The sequence below is a fragment of the Pseudomonas sp. AC463 genome (assembly GCF_979253585.1).
Map to the genome: position 1 here is coordinate 1 of NZ_CEEDDZ010000024.1, position 19024 is coordinate 19024.

General features: G+C 61.6%; 20 protein-coding genes. 5 read left to right on the plus strand and 15 right to left on the minus strand.

Annotated features, from left to right (window positions below; genetic code table 11):
• Nucleotides 1-312 precede the first annotated feature (312 nt).
• Both AC0IYH_RS24790 and AC0IYH_RS24795 read left to right on the plus strand, forming a co-directional pair.
• Nucleotides 313-1725, plus strand: coding sequence for a diaminobutyrate--2-oxoglutarate transaminase (locus AC0IYH_RS24790; protein WP_471836687.1), 1413 nt, complete (start codon nt 313-315; stop codon nt 1723-1725).
• Between the two features lie 82 nt (nt 1726-1807).
• Nucleotides 1808-2029, plus strand: a complete 222-nt coding sequence (locus AC0IYH_RS24795) for an MbtH family protein (protein ID WP_017527671.1) — start codon at nt 1808-1810, stop codon at nt 2027-2029.
• 58 nt (nt 2030-2087) lie between these two features.
• Here AC0IYH_RS24795 and AC0IYH_RS24800 read toward each other — a convergent pair whose 3' ends face one another.
• From AC0IYH_RS24800 to minC, 7 genes are all read right to left on the minus strand, one after another.
• The gene (locus AC0IYH_RS24800) at nt 2088-4256 is read right to left on the minus strand and encodes a mechanosensitive ion channel family protein (RefSeq protein ID WP_471836689.1); all 2169 of its coding nucleotides are present in this window, start codon (nt 4254-4256) and stop codon (nt 2088-2090) included.
• A gap of 52 nt (nt 4257-4308) precedes the next feature.
• A complete protein-coding gene (locus AC0IYH_RS24805) occupies nt 4309-4476 on the minus strand; it encodes a hypothetical protein (RefSeq protein ID WP_163821401.1) in 168 nt (55 codons plus the stop codon).
• A gap of 155 nt (nt 4477-4631) precedes the next feature.
• Entirely contained in the window at nt 4632-5921 is a 1290-nt protein-coding gene (locus tag AC0IYH_RS24810) for a M18 family aminopeptidase (RefSeq protein ID WP_145158799.1), read from the minus strand.
• A gap of 75 nt (nt 5922-5996) precedes the next feature.
• On the minus strand, nt 5997-6632 hold the full coding sequence (locus AC0IYH_RS24815; RefSeq protein ID WP_471836691.1) for an RluA family pseudouridine synthase: 636 nt from the start codon (nt 6630-6632) through the stop codon (nt 5997-5999).
• A 96-nt stretch (nt 6633-6728) separates the two neighbouring features.
• Complete coding sequence (gene minE / locus AC0IYH_RS24820) at nt 6729-6983, minus strand: cell division topological specificity factor MinE (RefSeq protein WP_003175252.1); 255 nt, start codon at nt 6981-6983, stop codon at nt 6729-6731.
• A 3-nt stretch (nt 6984-6986) separates the two neighbouring features.
• Nucleotides 6987-7799, minus strand: a complete 813-nt coding sequence (gene minD / locus AC0IYH_RS24825) for a septum site-determining protein MinD (RefSeq protein ID WP_116626247.1) — start codon at nt 7797-7799, stop codon at nt 6987-6989.
• Nucleotides 7800-7999: 200 nt separating this feature from the next.
• On the minus strand, nt 8000-8737 hold the full coding sequence (minC, locus tag AC0IYH_RS24830; protein ID WP_116626248.1) for a septum site-determining protein MinC: 738 nt from the start codon (nt 8735-8737) through the stop codon (nt 8000-8002).
• Nucleotides 8738-8855: 118 nt separating this feature from the next.
• On the opposite strand from minC, the gene AC0IYH_RS24835 reads away from it, so the two are divergent.
• Together AC0IYH_RS24835 and AC0IYH_RS24840 are read left to right on the plus strand one after the other, a co-directional pair.
• Nucleotides 8856-9788, plus strand: coding sequence for a lipid A biosynthesis lauroyl acyltransferase (locus tag AC0IYH_RS24835; protein ID WP_116626249.1), 933 nt, complete (start codon nt 8856-8858; stop codon nt 9786-9788).
• Between the two features lie 33 nt (nt 9789-9821).
• Complete coding sequence (locus AC0IYH_RS24840) at nt 9822-10952, plus strand: patatin-like phospholipase family protein (RefSeq protein WP_122773469.1); 1131 nt, start codon at nt 9822-9824, stop codon at nt 10950-10952.
• A 48-nt stretch (nt 10953-11000) separates the two neighbouring features.
• On the opposite strand, the gene AC0IYH_RS24845 is transcribed toward AC0IYH_RS24840, so the two are convergent.
• The 8 genes from AC0IYH_RS24845 to puuE form a co-directional block, all read right to left on the minus strand.
• Nucleotides 11001-11786, minus strand: a complete 786-nt coding sequence (locus AC0IYH_RS24845) for an outer membrane protein OmpK (protein ID WP_116626251.1) — start codon at nt 11784-11786, stop codon at nt 11001-11003.
• Nucleotides 11783-12178, minus strand: coding sequence for a hypothetical protein (locus AC0IYH_RS24850; RefSeq protein WP_133250577.1), 396 nt, complete (start codon nt 12176-12178; stop codon nt 11783-11785). The genes AC0IYH_RS24845 and AC0IYH_RS24850 overlap by 4 nt, the downstream gene beginning before the upstream one ends.
• Nucleotides 12179-12222: 44 nt before the next feature.
• Nucleotides 12223-13569 (minus strand): nucleobase:cation symporter-2 family protein, encoded by a 1347-nt coding sequence (locus AC0IYH_RS24855; protein ID WP_116626252.1) that lies wholly within the window; start codon nt 13567-13569, stop codon nt 12223-12225.
• Between the two features lie 134 nt (nt 13570-13703).
• Nucleotides 13704-14990 carry a urate hydroxylase PuuD gene (locus AC0IYH_RS24860; RefSeq protein ID WP_122773468.1) on the minus strand — a complete coding sequence of 429 codons (1287 nt, stop codon included), beginning with the start codon at nt 14988-14990 and terminating at the stop codon, nt 13704-13706.
• A gap of 51 nt (nt 14991-15041) precedes the next feature.
• Nucleotides 15042-15545, minus strand: a complete 504-nt coding sequence (locus AC0IYH_RS24865) for an ureidoglycolate lyase (RefSeq protein ID WP_065873378.1) — start codon at nt 15543-15545, stop codon at nt 15042-15044.
• 124 nt (nt 15546-15669) lie between these two features.
• Nucleotides 15670-16665 (minus strand): allantoicase, encoded by a 996-nt coding sequence (alc, locus tag AC0IYH_RS24870; RefSeq protein WP_116626254.1) that lies wholly within the window; start codon nt 16663-16665, stop codon nt 15670-15672.
• A 79-nt stretch (nt 16666-16744) separates the two neighbouring features.
• Entirely contained in the window at nt 16745-17260 is a 516-nt protein-coding gene (gene uraD, locus AC0IYH_RS24875; RefSeq protein ID WP_471836697.1) for a 2-oxo-4-hydroxy-4-carboxy-5-ureidoimidazoline decarboxylase, read from the minus strand.
• Nucleotides 17257-18183 (minus strand): allantoinase PuuE, encoded by a 927-nt coding sequence (puuE, locus tag AC0IYH_RS24880; protein WP_471836699.1) that lies wholly within the window; start codon nt 18181-18183, stop codon nt 17257-17259. The genes uraD and puuE overlap by 4 nt, the downstream gene beginning before the upstream one ends.
• A 380-nt stretch (nt 18184-18563) precedes the next feature.
• On the opposite strand from puuE, the gene uraH reads away from it, so the two are divergent.
• Nucleotides 18564-18917, plus strand: coding sequence for a hydroxyisourate hydrolase (gene uraH, locus AC0IYH_RS24885; protein WP_116626257.1), 354 nt, complete (start codon nt 18564-18566; stop codon nt 18915-18917).
• Nucleotides 18918-19024 lie beyond the last annotated feature (107 nt).

Here is a 19024-nt window from a genome sequence, read left to right on the forward strand (position 1 = left end):
GGCCCATCGCGGCGGCCCACGGATTCAAGCCTGCGTGCGGGCACACCGAGCCTAGGCGAGGTGCCGAGTGTTGGGGCAAGAGCCCTTTGCTTACTTTGGGGCTTTTCCAAAGTGAGTCGCCGTAAGGGCGAAACCATAGGCGGCCATCACCCAAATAACGGATATACCCCCAATCAAAAAACCACCCAAGCCCTAAATCCCCCCCCCGCTGGTGCGTTTCCAGAACAGGAAATCCGTGCGCATGCCCCTGGGGCCAGACGCCAACGGATCGGCAGTTTGGTCACCATCATCAGCGTATTGAGGGATCGAGAGATGTCAGTCGCTACCAGCCGTATCGAAGACGCCCCGGTGCACGCAAGCCCTGCACCCGTGGAAATGCTCTACCAGTTCGACGAAACCCCGCTGCTGGCCCGCCAGCGCCAGCAGGAGTCCAACGCCCGCAGTTACCCACGGCGCATCCCCCTGGCGCTCAAGCGTGCCAAGGGTATTTACGTGGAAGACGTGGAAGGCCGTCAGTTCATCGACTGCCTGGCCGGCGCCGGCACTCTGGCGCTGGGGCACAACCACCCGGTGGTGATCGAAGCCATCCAGCAAGTGCTGGCGGACGAATTGCCGCTGCACACCCTGGACCTGACCACGCCGGTCAAGGACCAATTCGTGCAAGACCTGTTCGGCCTGCTCCCACCGGAGCTGGCGCGGGAAGCCAAGATCCAGTTCTGCGGCCCCACCGGCACCGATGCGGTGGAAGCCGCGTTGAAGCTGGTGCGCACCGCCACCGGCCGCAGCACCGTGCTGTCGTTCCAGGGCGGCTATCACGGCATGAGCCAGGGTGCGTTGAGCCTGATGGGCAGCCTGGGGCCGAAAAAACCCTTGGGTGCCTTGCTCGGCAATGGCGTGCAGTTCCTGCCATTCCCTTATGACTACCGTTGCCCGTTCGGCCTGGGCGGCGCGGAAGGTGTGCGGGTCAACCTGCATTACCTGGAAAACCTGCTCAATGACCCGGAAGCCGGGGTGTTGCTGCCGGCGGCGGTGATCGTCGAAGTGGTCCAGGGCGAAGGCGGCGTGATCCCGGCCGATCTCGACTGGCTGCGTGGCCTGCGGCGTATCACCGAGCACGCGGGTGTGGCGTTGATCGTGGATGAAATCCAGAGCGGCTTCGGTCGCACCGGCAAGATGTTTGCCTTCGAACACGCCGGCATCATCCCGGACGTGGTGGTGATGTCCAAGGCCATCGGCGGCAGCCTGCCGCTGGCGGTGGTGGTGTACCGCGACTGGCTCGATACCTGGTTGCCGGGCGCGCATGCCGGGACCTTCCGTGGCAATCAGATGGCCATGGCGGCGGGTTCAGCGGTGATGCGCTACCTCAAGGAACACGACCTGCCCGGCCATGCGGCGGCGATGGGCGAGCGCCTGGGCGAACACCTGCGCATCCTGCAGCGCGACTTCCCGCACCTGGGGGATATTCGTGGCCGTGGGCTGATGCTGGGCGTGGAACTGGTCGACCCGGCTGGCACGCCGGATATCCAGGGCCACCCACCTGTGCATCGCCAATTGGCGCCGCTGGTGCAGCGTGAATGCCTCAAGCGCGGCCTGATCCTGGAGCTGGGCGGCCGGCATGGCAGCGTGGTGCGCTTCCTGCCGCCGCTGGTGATCACCGCCGTTGAAGTCGATCGCGTGGCCGAGATCTTCGGGCGCGCGCTGGCGGCAGCAATCGCCAGCCTCTAATTTTTCGCACGCTTGGTACGTTTCTACAGATATCAGCGCTGCGCGTGGTGCGCAGCCAGCCTTTGAGCGATGGAGAACAGCAATGACCTCAGTATTTGACCGCGACGACATCCTGTTTCAGGTAGTGGTCAACCATGAAGAACAGTATTCCATCTGGCCCGACTACAAGGCCGTGCCGGAAGGCTGGCGCACCGTTGGCAAAAGCGGCCTGAAGAAAGAATGCCTGGCCTACATCGAGGAAACCTGGACCGACATGCGCCCGTTGAGCCTGCGCCAGAAGATGGACGGCGCTGCGCTGGCCTGACGCATCCGCTGTGGCGAGGGAGCTTGCTCCCTGGCCACAACACACTCACGCCTATGGCTCAGGCGTTTTCCTCTTTCGCCAACCCGCCCGACGTCCCCGTCACCACCTGCACACTCAAGCGCGGTGTAGCCAGGTCCAGCCCGGCCTCGTCCAGATGGCGTTTGAGCGACAAGTTGAACGCCCGCGACACTTCCCATTGCTTGATCGGCGCCGTCTTGAACCGCGCCCGCAGGATCGCGCTGCCGGACTCGAAACTTTCCACACCCTGAATCTCCAATGGCGACCAGATATTGCGGCGTTGCAGCGCGTCGTTGCGGATTTTCTGGCCGACCTCGCGGATCAGCTTGATCGCGGCATCAATCTCCATGTTGTAGGGGATCGCAATCCGGAAAATCGCGTAGCCGAACTCCCGGGAGTAGTTCTTGATGCTCTTGATTTCACTGAACGGGATGGTGTGCACGATGCCGTCGATATCGCGCAGGCGCACGGTGCGGATGGTCAGGCCTTCGACAGTGCCGAGGTGGCCGCCGACGTCCACGTAATCATCGATGGCCAGTGAGTCTTCGATGATGATGAACAGGCCGGTGATCAGGTCTGCCACCAGCGACTGCGCACCAAAACCGATGGCCAGGCCGATCACACCGGCACCGGCCAGCAGTGGCGTGACGTTCATGCCCATGTTCGCCAGGGCGACGATCGCGGCGATGATAAAGATGGTCACGAACAGCACGTTGCGGATCAGCGGCATCATGGTCTGCGCACGCGCGTTGGCCAGGCCTTTGCGCGAGCGGGTGAGGGCGTGGTGGATCGCGGTGTCGCTGAGAATCCAGATCAACCAGGCAAACAGCAGCGTGCCACCGAGGCCGAACAGCTTGACGCTGACTTCATGGCCGTCGCCTTCGGTAAAGCGGATCAGCGACAGGCCCCACACCCGCAGGCCCAACTCGATAAACACCAGCCACACCACCAGGTGGGCCAGGGTGTAGACGAAGCTTTTCAGGCGTTCGGAGTACAGCGCGTGGCGCTTGTGCCCGCGTTGCGGCTTGAGGGCGTGGCGGCGCACCAGGCCGTTGATCACCATGCACAACACCAGCAACACCGTGCACAACAGTGACTGGCGCAGGGCGGTGCTGGTGTCGCCGGCGGACAGGAAGGTGGCGAACAGCGAAATGCCCACCAGCAGCAACGCCGGGATGTACCAGAAGGAACCGATGATCGACAGCGTGTCGGTGAGGGCGCGGCGGGTGAGGCGACGCGACAGCGGCTGGTTGCGGATCAGGTGCGCGATCGGGCGGCGGAATCGCAGGATAAACACGCCGGTGGACAGCGCCGCCATCACATTGGCTACCGTCGCGGCGGTGTGGGCCAGGTGCTGGCCGAGCGCGGCGACCAATCGTGGATCACTCAAGGCTTCACCGAAGGCGGCAAAGCTGCCGATCCACCACAGCGGGCGGAACGCCTGGTGACGCAGGATATACAGCGCGCGGTGACGGTGCGGGCCGTCGAGCAATGAAAACGCAATCACGCAAATGGCCGAGAAACAGGTGCCGACCACCAGCGCATAGGCCAGCACCATCGCCAGGGATTTGCCCAGTGACGACGGCAGCGCGTAGCTCAGGTACACGGTGATCACCAGCGCGATCAGCCATGGCCCCAGTTTGCGCAGGGCAAAACGCAGCATGTCCCAGGTGCGTGGGTGTTGCGGCAGCTCCTCGGGCAGGCCGAAGCGTTCGCGCACGCGGTGGCTGAGCCAGATCAGCGCGGCCGCCAGCAGGCTCCACACCGCCAGGATCAAGGCAAAACCGAAGATGATCGGCAGCCATTCGTTGGCCGGCAGCATCAGCGCGCTGAGTTCATCCTTGGCCATGTCGACTTCATTGGACCAGCGCCCCAGCGGGCTGTCGGCCCCGGAAAACTGCTGCTCCAGGCCCGACAGCGTGCTGCCGATTAACCCGAGCACGCCTTGCTCTGCGGCGGGCTGGGCCTTTTGCGTGGCTTCGCGCAGCTTCTTCAGGTCGCTCAACAGCTGGGTGCGTTGCTGGTCGTTTTCCAGGGTCTTGATCACCTCGTCCAGCGACTGGCCGAGGGGCACGTCTGCCTGGGGTTGGCTCTTGTTGGTGCTGCCCAGCAGGCCGGGCAGGCTCACCGCCTGGGCAGGCGTGAGCGGCAGCAGGGTGAGCAGGGCGATAAGGAGGTAGCAGGGCAGGGCGAACAGACGGGAAAGCACGAGGCGGTCAACCTTGAAAACGGCAGGTTGAGCGAGTGTACGAGTGCACGCGTCATTCGGCCAGTTTGGCGAGGATCTTGTACACCACGGTGCCCAGGATCAGCAGCATGCCGAGCCACATGCCGAACACGCCGAGAGGCTTGTCGCGAAAGTTGAAACCGACGGCGAGCATGATCATGCCGATCAGGATTGGGATCAGCATGGCGTGGAAAGAGGACATGGAGATCATCGGACGACGGCCTTGTCAGAGTGGGAATAATGACAAGTCTAGGTCGGATTGCGAAAAATGCAGATGATGCAGATCAGGCATACACAAAACTAAATGTGGGAGGGGGCAAGCCCCCTCCCACATTTTGATTGCGTTCAGCTCTGGTATCAGGGCAGGTCGTGGCTCGCGTAGAACGCGCCCAGCACCTTCACCAGATGCGCCAGGTCATGGCTGCCGCACAGCTCACGAATCGAGTGCATGGCAAACGTCGGCAAGCCAATGTCCACGGTGCGTACGCCCAGGTGGCTGGCGGTGATCGGGCCGATCGTCGACCCGCAGCCCATGTCGCTGCGCACCACAAAGCTTTGCACCGGTACTTCCTGGGCCATGCACAAGTGGCGGAAGAACCCGGCGGTTTCGCTGTTGGTGGCGTAGCGCTGGTTGCTGTTGACCTTGATCACCGGGCCCGCGTTGAGCTTGGGGCCGTGGTTGGCGTCGTGCTTCTCGGCGTAGTTGGGGTGCACGCCGTGGGCGTTGTCTGCAGACACCAACAGTGATTTCTGAATGGTGCGTACGAATTCATCACCTTCCGGCAACAGGCGGCGCAGGGTCTGTTCCAGCATCGGGCCATCGGCACCGCAGGCCGAGCAGGAGCCGACTTCTTCGTGGTCGTTGCACACCAGCACGCAGGTTTCGTCGGTTTCGCTGGTGAGCAAGGCTTGCAGGCCGGCGTAGCAGGACAGCAGGTTGTCCAGGCGCGCGCCGGCGATGAAGTCGCCGTTGAGGCCGATCACCGCAGCGCTCTGGGTGTCGTAGAAACTCAGCTCGTAGTCGAGCACCACGTCGGCGTTCAGCCCATGCTCGCGCGCCAGCTGCTCGGTGAGCACGGCGCGAAAATCCACACGCTCGTCACCGGCAAATTGCGCGAGGATCGGCGGCAGCTCGGTCTGGGCATTGATCGCCCATCCCTGGTTGGCTTCACGGTTCAGGTGGATGGCCAGGTTGGGGATGATCGCGATGGGCAGCTTGAAGTCGATCAGTTGGCTCTCGACCTTGCCGTCGCGGCGGAAGGTCACGCGGCCGGCCAGCGACAGGTCGCGGTCGAACCACGGCGCCAGCAGCGCGCCGCCGTAGACTTCCACGCCCAACTGCCAGAAACCCTGGCGCTGTAGCTCGGGCTGGGGCTTGACGCGCAGGCACGGGCTGTCGGTATGCGCGCCGACCAGGCGGATGCCGCCCTGCAGCGGCGAGTGACGGCCGAGCTTGAAGGCGATGATCGAGGAGTCGTTGCGGGTGACGTAGTAGCGACCGTTGGCTTCGGTGGTCCAGGTCTCGCGTTCGTCGAGGCGCTGGTAGCCGGCCGCTTCCAGGCGCTGGGCCAGGGCCGCGGTGGCATGAAAAGGAGTAGGGGAGGCCTTGAGGAAGTCGATCAGGCCTTGATTCAACGCTTCACGCATAAATAGCTCCAGACAGCAGTGCCGCGAGTTTACCGTTCGATGGCGAGAAGTGCACATTTGACTGTGTTTGCAGATTTAGAAAGGGGCCGGGCACTCGAAGCGCAGGCGCTCGCCGCTTTGCGGGTGGGTGAAGCTCAACATGCTCGCGTGCAGACACAGGCGCGGCCACGCAGCCAGCGCTTGCTCATGGGCATACAGGCCGTCACCGAGCAGCGGGTGACCGATGGACAGCATGTGCACACGCAGCTGGTGCGAGCGCCCGGTGATCGGCGTGAGTTCGACACGGCACCAGTCGCCGCAACGCTCCAGCACCTTCCAGAAGGTCAGCGCGTGCTTGCCGAATTCGTGGTCCACCACGTGGCGTGGCTTGGTCGGCGGGTCGTAGCGCAGGGGCAGGTCGACGCTGCCGCTGTCCAGTTCCGGTTGGCCCCAGGCCAGGGCGGTGTAGGCCTTTTCGGTTTCACGGTCGTGAAACTGGCGCGACAGTTCGCGATGGGTGTCGGCGTCGCGGGCCAGCAGGATGATCCCTGAGGTTTCCCAGTCCAGGCGATGCACGATGCGGGCTTCGGGGTAGCCGTTTTCCTGCAGGCGGGTGATCAGGCAGTCCTTGTTGTCGTCGGCGCGGCCAGGCACCGAAAGCAGCAGGGTCGGTTTGTTCACCACCAGGACAGCGTCGTCCTGATGCAAGATGTGGATATTGGACAGCGGCATTAAACAGCCTCGTAACAAACGCCAACGGCGGCTCGACCACCCTGGCCCCGCAAAGGGATCAAGGTGACCGAGCCGCCGTGGCAGCCGCCTGTTCGATCAACGATCAGGCAGGGTGATATTGAGTTCCAGAATCGAGCAGCTGCCGTCGTTTTCCAGGGCGACATGTACGTCATCGTTGCCGATATTGACGTACTTGCGGATCACCTCCACCAGTTCCTTCTGCAAGGCTGGCAGGTAGTCCGGGGTACTGCGTTGGCCGCGTTCGTGCGCCACGATGATCTGTAGACGCTCTTTCGCTACCGACGCGGTACTTGGCTTTTTGTTGGCCCGAAAGAAGTCGAGAAATTTCATTGTTTAGTTGCCTCCAAAGATACGCTCGAAGAATCCCTTCTTCTTAACATCGAGGAAGCGATGTTCCACGGTCTTGCCCAGCAAGCGATCAACTGCATCGCTGTACGCCTGGCCGGCGTCGCTCTGGTCGTCAAGAATCACTGGCACGCCCTGGTTGGAAGCCTTCAGCACGGCCTGGGATTCCGGGATCACACCCAGCAGGGTCACGGCGAGGATTTCCTTCACGTCTTCAACGCCGAGCATTTCGCCGTTGCTGACGCGCTCAGGGTTGTAGCGGGTGAGCAGCAGGTGTTCCTTGATCGGGTCCTGGCCTTCCTCGGCGCGCTTGGACTTGCTGGCCAGCAGGCCGAGCATGCGGTCGGAGTCACGTACCGAGGACACTTCCGGGTTGGTTACCACGATGGCTTCATCGGCGAAGTACATCGCCAGGTGAGCACCGGTTTCGATACCGGCCGGAGAATCGCAGACCACGTATTCGAAGTTTTCTTTCAGCTCGGCGAGGACTTTGCCTACGCCTTCTTTGGTCAGCGCGTCTTTGTCACGGGTCTGGCTGGCGGCCAGCACGTACAGGTTCTCAAGGCGCTTGTCCTTGATCAGGGCCTGTTGCAGGTTGGCTTCGCCGTTTACCACGTTGACGAAGTCGTACACCACGCGGCGTTCGCAGCCCATGATCAGGTCGAGGTTACGCAAACCGACGTCGAAGTCGACGATGACTGTCTTGTGGCCGCGCAGAGCGAGGCCGGTACCGATAGCGGCGCTGGTGGTGGTCTTACCCACACCACCCTTGCCGGATGTAACCACGAGAATCTTGGCCAAGGTGTTTCACCCCTAAGGAAAAAGGACTTTTCGGTCCCTGAAAAACATCTCTTGAAACTCGCTGCAGGCGGACAACGTGTGTAGGCAAAAGTGGCGTTGGCGTAAAGCAAACGCCAACTTTCAATTGTTCCTACGCAAGTATTGCCGGTTTCGCTGTGCTATCAGAGTCTAGAGATGCTTGGAAAATGCGGCAGTATCCGTTAAAGACGGGTGATGTTCAACACATCGCCCGACAGGCTGATCTGCACCCCGGCCCCCCACAGCGGATCACGGCGCAAATCTTCTGCAACCTTGTACTGGCCTGCGATGGACACTAGTTCAGCGGTCAACTGCTGGCAAAAAATTCGGGCTTTGGTATCACCCTTGATGCCGGCGAGGGCACGTCCGCGCATCGGGCCGTATACATGGATGTTGCCATCGGCGAGAAGTTCCGCGCCGGGGCTGACCGAGGCGATCACCACCAGGTCGCCGCCCTGGGCGTAAATCTGCTGCCCGCCGCGTACGGGCGTGGTGATGATCTTTGTAGGCTTGATCATCGGCTCGGGTGGTTTTTCCGGTTTTTTCTTCACTTCGCCGACCGGTGGTTCGAGCGGACGCTCGCGCGCGCCGGACGGCGGCAGTACTGGCAGTTCAATGGCGATGGCGGCGGCAATGTCTTCGATGCGGCTGGCACGAATTGCCAGGGTGCGCAGGCCATGGGAGCGGCACACGCGCATCAGGCCGGGCAGGTCAATCAAACCTTGGCCGGCGGGCAGCTTGTCCAGCGCCAGCACCAGCGGGGCATTGTTGAAGAAGTTCGGCGCCAGGGCGACCTTGGCGGCGAGCTGGCGGTCCAGGGCGTCGAGGTCGTTGCGGGCCAGTTCCAGCACGGTGATGGCGAGCATGCTGCCTTTCAGCTGGAACACGGGATCTTGGTCTAGCGGTTCGGTTTGGCTCATGGTCGGCAAAAGCGGCTTGTCACGAAAAGTGTCGAGACTTATAACGAGAACACTCACTGGCCGCAAGCCGAGTCGAACCGTTGTAGAATGCGCGGCCCTGTCTTTACCGGAATCTGTAATGGATCGCCCGCGTTTTCGAGCTGTATTTTTTCACCCGCGTTTTTGGCTGTTATGGCTGGGACTCGGCCTGCTGTGGCTGGTCACCCAACTGCCGTACCGCGCGCTGTTGACCATTGGTCGCCTGCTGGGCGCCGGCATGTACCGCGTGGCCGGTGAGCGTCGGCGCATCGCCGCGCGCAACCTGGAACTGTGCTTCCCGGAAAAATCCGCCAAAGAGCGCAAGCAGCTGCTCAAGGAAAACTTCGCCTCCACCGGCATCGCCTTCTTTGAGATGGCCATGAGCTGGTGGTGGTCGCGCCAGCGCCTGGCGCGCCTGGCCCATGTCGAAGGCCTGGAACACCTCAAGCAGGCCCAACTGGATGGCAAGGGCGTGATCCTGATGGCGCTGCACTTCACCACCCTGGAAATCGGTGCGGCCCTGCTGGGGCAGAAGCACACCATCGATGGCATGTACCGCGAGCACGGCAACCCGCTGTTCGACTACATCCAGCGCCGTGGTCGTGAGCGCCACAACCTCGATTCCCTGGCGATCGAGCGCGAAGACGTGCGCGGCATGCTCAAGCTGCTGCGCGCCGGCCGTGCGATCTGGTACGCACCGGACCAGGACTACGGCGCCAAGCAAAGCATTTTTGTGCCGCTGTTCGGCATCCAGGCCGCCACGGTGCCCGCCACCAGCAAGTTCGCCAAGCTGGGCAAGGCGCTGGTGGTGCCGTTCACCCAGCAACGTCTGGCGGACGGCAGCGGTTACCGTCTGGTCATCCACCCGGCGTTGACCGACTTCCCCGGCGAAAGCGATGAAGCCGACTGCCTGCGCATCAACCAATGGGTCGAGGTGTCGGTGCGCGAGTGCCCCGAGCAGTACCTGTGGACCCATCGCCGCTTCAAGAGCCGTCCACCGGGTGAGCCCAAGCTGTACGAAAAACGCCGTTGATCAGTAGTCCCAATTTCTACATGGAGTGACGCGATGCGCCCAGCTGAACCGGTTACAGGTTTGATTCTTTCCGGCGGCGGGGCGCGAGCGGCGTATCAGGTGGGGGTGTTGGCGGCGATTGCCGAGCTGCTGCCGCCGGGGGCGCCGAACCCCTTTCCGGTGATCGTCGGCACCTCGGCGGGTGCGATCAATGCGGTGAGCCTGGCCAGTGGCGCCATGGATTTCACCGCTGCGATCCAACGTCTCACCGCTTTCTGGCAGGGCTTTCGCAGCCACCTGGTGCTGCGCAGCGACTGGCCGGGCGTGGTGCGCCAGGCGGGGCGCTTCTTTATCCATAGCCTGCTGGGCCTGGGCCGGCAGTTTCCGGTGGCGTTGCTCAACAGCTCGCCGCTGCGCGAGCTGTTGCAGGACAAGCTGCACCTGGAAGGCATCGACGAGGCCATCCGGCAAAAGCACCTGCATGCGGTGGCAGTCACCGCCTTCGGCTACGAGTCCGGGCAGGCGGTGACCTTCTACCAGGGCGGCGGCACCATCGGCGCGTGGCTGCGTCACCGGCGTATCGGCGTGCCCACGCAGCTCACGGTTGAACACCTGCTGGCCAGCTCGGCGATCCCCTTGCTGTTCGCGCCGGTGAAACTCGACCAGGAGTATTTTGGCGATGGCGCCGTGCGCCAATCCGCACCGATCAGCCCGGCCTTGCACCTGGGCGCCACGCGCGTGTTGGTGGTGGGCGTCAGCGGCAACCCGCGGGGCAATGAGCCGGCGGTGCAACGCACCTACACCGGCCAGGAACCGACCCTGGCGCAGATCGGCGGGCATATGCTCAACAGCACGTTCATTGACAGCCTGGAAAGCGATATCGAACTGCTGGAGCGCCTCAACCAGTTCAGCCATGCCGCGCCCGAGTTGGCCGCAGTCGAAGTGCTGGTGATTGCGCCGAGCCAGCCGATCGATGAAATCGCGGCACGGCATCGCCAGGAATTGCCGGCGGCGTTGAGGTTGTTTTTACGCGGGCCGGGGGCGACCAAGACGAGCGGGGCGGGGGTGTTGAGTTACTTGCTGTTCGAGGCGGGGTATTGCAGCGAGTTGATTGAGTTGGGGCGCAAAGATGCGCTGGCAAAGCGCGATGAGATCACGCGGTTCCTGGGACTTAAATCAATCTGAATGTGGGAGGGGGCAAGCCCCCTCCCACATTTGTCCTGCGGTGTTTGATCAGAAGTGGTACTTGACCAGGAAGCTCGCCGTGTCCTGAGTCGTCTTGAACGCGCCGGTATCTTCGATCCCGTACTTGTTCTTCCAGTAGTCGTACTCAAAGCCCACATACAACTGCTTGTCGCCCCAATGCAGCGCCTTGCCCAGGTCGTATTTGACCTGCGGGTTGAAGTGCAGGTTGGCGTGGTAGGTGCCACGGGCGTTCTTGTCGTTGTCCGTCACCCAATCCATGAAGCCGTCGATCAGGATGTCGGAGCTGCCCACAGGAATGGTGTAGGACCATACCGGGGTGATCTGCCACACACCGTCTCCCGGGCGATTGCCTTCGGTCTGGCGCTGGTAGAAGTTCAGCTGGAAGTAATCGAAACCGGGGATGTTCAAATCGAATGCCGGGCCAAGCAGGTAGGACTCGTTATCGCCTTCGCCGAACTCATAGGTGAAGGCCAGCAATACATCCTTGATCGGGCCGAACGACAGGTCCTTGTCGAAAATCTTGCCGAACGATAAACGCGGGCTGATCTCGCCGTAGTAAGTATTCGGGCCGACGTTGCCGTCTTCCTTGCCGTTGTAAAAGATGCGGTCGACGAACACAAAGTTGTCGCCGTACTTCCAGGCGTCGGCATGTTCGAACGTGACGGTTTGCTGGATCTGCGGGTTAACGGTAAAGCTCTTGCCCCACAGATACGTCAGGCTGTTGTTCTGCCACTGCAACAGGTCACCGGCCACGGCTTGGCCACCGGCCAGCAGGGATCCCGCCAGCATCAGGCCTTTGAACATAGGTTTCATTCGGTTGCTCCCGAGTTAAAGTTTTGTGGTTTTTCTTCTACGCAGGCGCTCTGGTGTGGCGCCTTTTGGTTCGCTGCAAAAATCGTCTGTTCGGTCAGCTTTAATGCTTTTAGCAAGAGCTGCGCCAAGGTGTTTAAAAAGCCAAAAAATCCCCGTCGGCTGCATCGGATGCAGTCGAATTCAGAGGACTTTTGCGCACTTTGGCCGCAGACCGCAGGCCGGGATAAGTTGGCCTTGCAGTCAGCTTTTACATTCGCTGTTTTTTTTTGAGTCGATTCGAGCGGGCGCGGAGAATACTGGCTCCAAAGCCTTGGCTCAAGTGCGCTGTTACAGAGCGCGTGGGGCGAGAATGGGGCACGGCGCGTAGCCGGCCCCAGGTGAAGGGTGTGCATGTGGATGTTCCCTGTCTGTTGTTATTTTTGTACTAACGAAGGAATCAATGCGTATGAGCGACGGCGGGGCGTTCGGCACCGCCGAGAATGTTGAACAGGATGTTCAGCGACAACGCGCTGATTGTGGCCATGGCAATCCCGCTATGGGTAATCGGGCTCATCCACAACGGCAGTTGCGCGAAGAACTCCGGGCGCACCACCGGGATCAGGCCCATGCCGATGCTGACGGCCACCAGCAACTGGTTGCGACGGTCGGCAATGTCGGCTTCCTGGAGGATCTTGATACCCGTGGCCGCGACCATGCCGAACATGGCAATCGCCGCGCCGCCGAGCACCGCCGGTGGAATCGACGCCACCAGGTACGCGGCTTTGGGCAACAGGCTGAGCACGATCAGGAAGGCGCCGGCCATGATCGTCACCGAGCGGCAACGCACGCCGGTCATCTGTACCAGGCCGATATTCTGTGCGAACGAAGAGTGGGTAAAGGTGTTGAAGAACCCGGCGAAAAACGACGCGCCGGCATCGCATAACAGGCCACGGCGCAGCATCTTCGGCGAGACGTCCTGGCCGGTGATCTTGCCCAGGGCGAGGAACATGCCGGTGGACTCGACAAAGATGATCACCACCACCAGGCACATCGACAGGATCGGCGCCAATTCGAATTTGGGCATGCCGAAATGCAGCGGCGTCACCACCTGCACCCACGGCGCCTGGGCCAGGCCGCCGAGGTCGACCATGCCGAGCACGCCGCACAAGGCGTAACCCAGGCCCATGCCGATCAGCACCGAGATATTCACCCAGAAGCCGCGCATGAAGCGGTTGATCAGCAGGATGGTGGCCAGCACCAGGGCGGCAATCGCCAGGTAAATCGGCGAACCGAAGGTGGCCGCCGCGCTGCCGCCACCGGCCCAGTTCACAGCCACGGGGAACAGCGACAGGCCGATGGCGGTGATCACCGTGCCGGTCACCAATGGCGGAAAGAAGCGCACCACCTTGGACATGAACGGCGCGATCAGCATGCCGAAGAACCCGGCGGCGATGGTCGCGCCGAAGATGCCCTGCAGGCCGATACCGGGCATGCCGGCCATGGCGACCATGCTGCCGACGGCGGCGAAACTGGCGCCCATCATCACCGGCATGCGAATGCCCACCGGGCCGATGCCGAATGACTGGACCATGGTGGCGATACCGGCCACCAGCAGGTCGGCGTTAATCAGAAAGGCGATTTCTTCACGGCTCAGACCTGCGGCCTGGCCAATGATCAGGGGCACGGCGACGGCGCCGCCGTACATCAGCAAGACGTGTTGCAGGCCTACCAGAATCAGTTGCAAGAGGGGCAGCCGCTCCATGGCAGGGGCGGCAGGAATCTGCGGTTCGACTAACTCGGTCATGCAACACCTCGAATCTTTTTTATTGTTGTGTTGTTTGGCATTCAATTGCCGGGTGTAACTCGATCTTCAAAACACTGCAGGTCCACATGTGGGAGGGGGCAAGCCCCTTCCCACATTGGATCTCTGTGAATCAGTTAATTGGTACGCGCCCCCTGATTGATCCAGGTGCCAATCAAATCCCGCTCCTGCTGGGTCATCTGGGTAATGTTGCCCAGCGGCATGATCTGGCTCGCCACGGCCTGCGCCTGAATGCGCGCGGCCTGCTGCTGGATCTGCGCCGGGGTGTCGAACATCACCCCCGCCGGGGCGGTGCTGAACAGCGGGCTGGTGGGCTTGGCCGAGTGGCACACGGCGCAGCGTTCCTGGATCACGCCATGCACCTTGTCGAAATCAATCGTCGCCTGGGCCGGTGCTGCAGCAGGTTCTGCCGGTGCGGCCGGGGCTGCGGGTTTCAAGCCGCCGCCCAGCGCGGTTTCCGGCAACGGCTGGTACTCGATGGCCGCCGGTGTCTTGGCGATCGGCTCGGCGGGTTTTGGCCCGGTCACGTACGCCAGGCTGATCATCGCCAAGGCGCCTACCGGCAAGGTCCACGCGTACTTCTGGCTGTTGTGGCGGGTGTTGAAGTAGTGCCGCACCAACACTGCCGCCACCGCGATACCTGCCAGGATCAGCCAGTTGTATTGGCTGCCGTAGGTGCTCGGGAAGTGGTTGCTGATCATGATGAACAGCACCGGCAAGGTGAAGTAGTTGTTGTGACGTGAACGCAGCAGGCCCTTGGCCGGCAGCGCCGGGTCGGGCGTGCGGTTTTCGGCGATGGCCGCTACCAGCGCACGCTGCGCGGGCATGATGATGCGGAACACGTTGCCGACCATGATGGTGCCGATCACCGCACCCACGTGCAGGTAGGCGCCACGGCCGCTGAACACCTTGCTGAAGCCGTAGGCTGCCGCAATCAACAACACGAACAGGATGAAGCCGAGCAGGGCAGGGCGTTTGCCCAGAGCCGAGTCGCAGAGGAAGGAGTAGATGAACCAGCCGGCGAACAGTGAGCCGATGCCCAGCAACACGCCTTCGGTGCCGCTGAGTGTGCTGCCGGGGGCCAGCAGGTACAGCGTCGGGTTGAGGTAGAACACCACGCACAGCAGCGCGACGCCCGACATCCAGGTGAAATAGGCTTCCCATTTGAACCAGTGCAGGTTGTCCGGCATGGTCGGTGGGGCCAGTTTGTATTTTTCCAGGTGGTAGATACCGCCACCGTGGATCGCCCACAAGTCACCGGCCAGGCCGCTCTTGGGGTTGACGCGATTGAGGTTGTTTTCCAGCCAGACAAAATAGAAGGAAGCGCCGATCCACGCGACGCCAGTGATCATGTGAACCCAGCGCACGCTAAGGTTCAGCCATTCCAACAGATGTGCTTCCACAGTCTTTACCTCTCGCCTGTCACCCTTGTTGTCGGGTGATCAAGCCTTCTCTTATTGGTGGGGGGCGAGGATCAACCGCTCATCCTCTTCAAAAAAATGCTCATCGCAGTTATTGCCTGTGCCACTGCGATCAACCACCAGGAAGTCATCCCGCTTTTCGATCGTCAGCACCGGGTGGTGCCAGACGCCGCGATGGTAATTAATGCCCTGCCTGCCGTTGGTAACGAAGGCGCGGACCAAGCCTGATACAGGTGCATCGCCAAGTGGCGCGACCACGATCAGAAAGGGGTTGCCGAGCAGCGGAATGAAAGCCTGGCTGCCCAGCGGGTGTCTCTCCAGCATGCACACGGTCAGCGGCATGTCCTGCGCGTCGGCGCGGAAAATGCTGATGATCGCGTTGTCTTCAGGCTGTGCGGTTTCTACCGTTGCCAGCTTGTGAAAGCGCATGGTCGACCCGTTGTTGATCATGAAGTGATCGCTGCCATCGGTTTCGATAACGTCTCCGAAAGGGGCGAAGGCTTCTTTGGTCAGGGGTTCGATCATCAGTGTGCGCATGGCTGTCTTCTTAAGTTTTCGAATTTGATGTTGTCTGGTCTACCGCTGTCGTGGGCAAGCCCGGCTTCCACATTTGACCGCGTACCCCTGTGGGAGTCGGGCTTGCCCGCGATTGGGCGCACCCTTATTTTGCGACCTTGCCCAGGACACGCAGGCGGCTCACACCACCGTCCGGGAACACGTTAAGGCGGATGTGGGTGATCGGCCCCAGTGCCTTGATCTGCTCGGCGAAACTGTGTTCGGCGTGCATTTCCAGCTTCTGCGCCGGCAGCAGTTCGCGCCAGAACAGCGATTGGGTTTCGATCTGGCTGTCGGTGCCGCCCTTGACGAACGCGCCCTGGATCGAGCAGGTGTCCGGGTAGTTGCCCTTGAAGTGCAGGGTGTCGACGATGATTTTTTCGATCTCGCCCGGGTGGCCGAGGGCGACGATCACCCAGTCATTGCCTGGCGTACGACGACGTGCGGTTTCCCAGCCGTCGCCCATGTTGATGCCACGGCCCGGGTTGAGGATGTTGCTCATGCGGCCGAAGTGTTCATCGGAGCAGGCCAGCGCGCGGCCACCGTTGAGGGCCGACGCCAGGTCGACTTGTTCGTTGTCGCCTACCGAGGACCAGTCGCGGAACGGCACGCCGTACACACGCAGGCGGGCTACGCCGCCATCCGGGTAGATGTTGAAACGCAGGTGGCTGTACGCCTGGTCGTTGCTGATCTCGTGGTAGTGGTGGCTGTTGCCTTGCAGCTCGACGGCCGACAGCACTTCCACCCACTGGGTGTTTTCATCAGGGTCGCCGGAGGCCAGGAAGCAGGCTTCCAGGGAGGCCGACGGCGGGAAGTTGCCGGTGAAGAATGAAGTGTCGATGTCCACGCCCTTGATTGAGCCGGGTACGCCCAGGCGGATCACTGCGCTGTCGTAGCCTTCGAAGCGCTTGCGGCGCGACTCCCAGCCGTCCATCCACTTGCCGTTGTCATCGAAAACGCCCTCCTTCCACACGGCCGGGGTCGGCTGGAACAGGCGGTTGGCGTCAGCGAACCAGTCATCGGTCACCGAAAGGATCTTGGTGCCCAGACGCGCGTCGGCCAGGTTGACGAACTTCTCGAAAGGTACGGCGTAAGCTTTCATTCTTCTTGTCTGCCTTAAATAGAGTGGCTTGGGATGCTCGCCAGGCCCTGGGCGTCATGAGCGCTCGGGCCAGGTTCGCTTAAAGAGTCAGTAAACGGAACAACGCGATCTTGTTGATCTCGGCCAGGGCGCATTTGAACTCGGCGTCTACCGAGTTGTGAATACGCGTTTCAAACGCGGCGAGGATCTGATGCCGGTTGCTGCCTTTTACCGCCATGATGAAGGGAAACTTGAACTTGGCCTTGTAGGCATCGTTCAGCTCGGTGAAGCGCGAGAACTCCTCACTCGTGCATTGGTGAATCCCCGCGCCAGCTTGCTCATCGGTGCTGGCTTGGGTCAGTTGGCCCTGGACGGCCGCACGGCCTGCCAGGTCCGGGTGGGCATTGATCAGGGCCAGTTGGCTTTGATGATCAGCGCTCAACAGGATGTCGCTCATGCGCTGGTGCAGGGTTTCGATCTGATCGATCGACGCGTCCTGGCCCAGGTCGAAGGCCTTTTCGGCCACCCATGGCGAATGTTCGTAGATGTCGGCGAAGGCGGCGACGAATTCGTCGCGGCTCAGGGTCGACGGCTTCAGGGTTTGGAACGCAGTCATTTCGCTGCTCCCTTGAAGGGGTGGGTTTCGTGCCAGTGGCGGGCAATGTCCACGCGGCGGGTGAACCACACCTGCTCGTGACCTTTGGCGTATTCGATAAAGCGCTTCAAGGCCGCGAGGCGGGCAGGGCGGCCGATCAGGCGGCAGTGCAGGCCGATGGAGAGCATCTTCGGTGCGTCGGCGCCTTCGGCATACAGCACGTCGAACGCGTCCTTGAGGTATTCGAAAAAGTCGTCGCCCTTGTTGAAACCCTGCACCTGGGTGAAGCGCATGTCATTGGTGTCCAGGGTGTAGGGGATCACCAGGTGCGGCTTGCCGGTGGGGGTGTTGGGTTCCCAGTAGGGCAGGTCGTCGTCGTAGGTGTCGCAGTCGTAGAGGAAACCGCCTTCCTCCATTACCAGCCGCCGGGTGTTGGGACCGGTGCGGCCGGTGTACCAGCCCAGTGGGCGTTCGCCGGTGAGTTCGGTGAGGATGCGGATGGCTTCGAGCATGTGCTCGCGTTCCTGGGCCTCGTCCATGTACTGGTAGTCGATCCAGCGGTAGCCGTGGCTGCAGATCTCATGGCCGGCCTCGACCATCGCACGGATCACATCCGGGTGGCGCTGGGCGGCCATGGCCACGGCGAAGATGGTCAGCGGAATATCGAATTCCTTGAACAGCTTGAGGATGCGCCACACACCGGCACGGCTGCCGTATTCGTACAGCGATTCCATGCTCATGTTGCGCGCGCCTTGCAGCGGCTGGGCCGAGACCATTTCCGAGAGAAAGGCTTCGGACTCTTTGTCGCCATGCAGGATATTGCGTTCGCCGCCTTCTTCGTAGTTGAGTACGAATGACAAGGCGATACGTGCCTTGCCTGGCCAATGGGGGTGAGGAGGGTTACTGCCGTAACCGATCAGGTCGCGTGGGTAGTCAGCGCTCACTGCAGTCTTCCTTCTTGTGCGTGGTAGCAAGTGTGTGGCGGCCAGCGCAAAGACTGGGTGGCGTCACAGCGATGGGCTGATTGTATACAACTTGATAGTCACTTTGTAAGCCTGTATTTCTGCATTTTTTCCAGGCGGTTGCTACAGCTTAGCACTGCAAGAAACTTGCCCAGTTGGTCAGTAAATGGATAAAAGGTCTTTTAAAAGCAAGGCCTGCCGAGTTATCAGCATCAGGGCCCATGCTGAAAGAGGCAGGCAAAACTTTGTGATTTTTATTGTGTACAATTTTTATTGAAAGTGTCTTAATCATCCCATCGCCGACTTTTTCATGCCCCGTAAAGGTGCGGCCACTTTCAATTCACGCTAGGGAGCCCCGCCCCATGGGACGACTGACCACACACGTACTGGACGCCGCCCACGGCTGCCCCGGCAGCGCCATCCAGGTTGAGCTGTACCGCGTCGACGGCGCGCAGCTGGAGCTGGTCGCCACGGCCGTGACCAACAGCGACGGCCGCTGCGACGCGCCGCTGCTGCAAGGCGATGATTACCGCAGCGGCGTCTACCAGCTGCAGTTCAGTGCCGGCGACTACTACCGGGCCCGGGGCGTGCAACTGCCCGAGCCGGCTTTTCTGGATGTGGTGGTATTGCGCTTCGGCATCAGCGCCGAGCAGGACCACTACCATGTGCCGCTGCTGATTTCGCCTTACAGCTACTCCACCTATCGCGGTAGCTGAGTCGTCACCTCGCTTCATGCCCCCAAGGCTCTTCGTTGGTTTTTCGCCCGCTCACACTGCGGGCTTTTTTTTGCCTGGCGCGCCGTTTAATTATCTAGTGCCAGGTG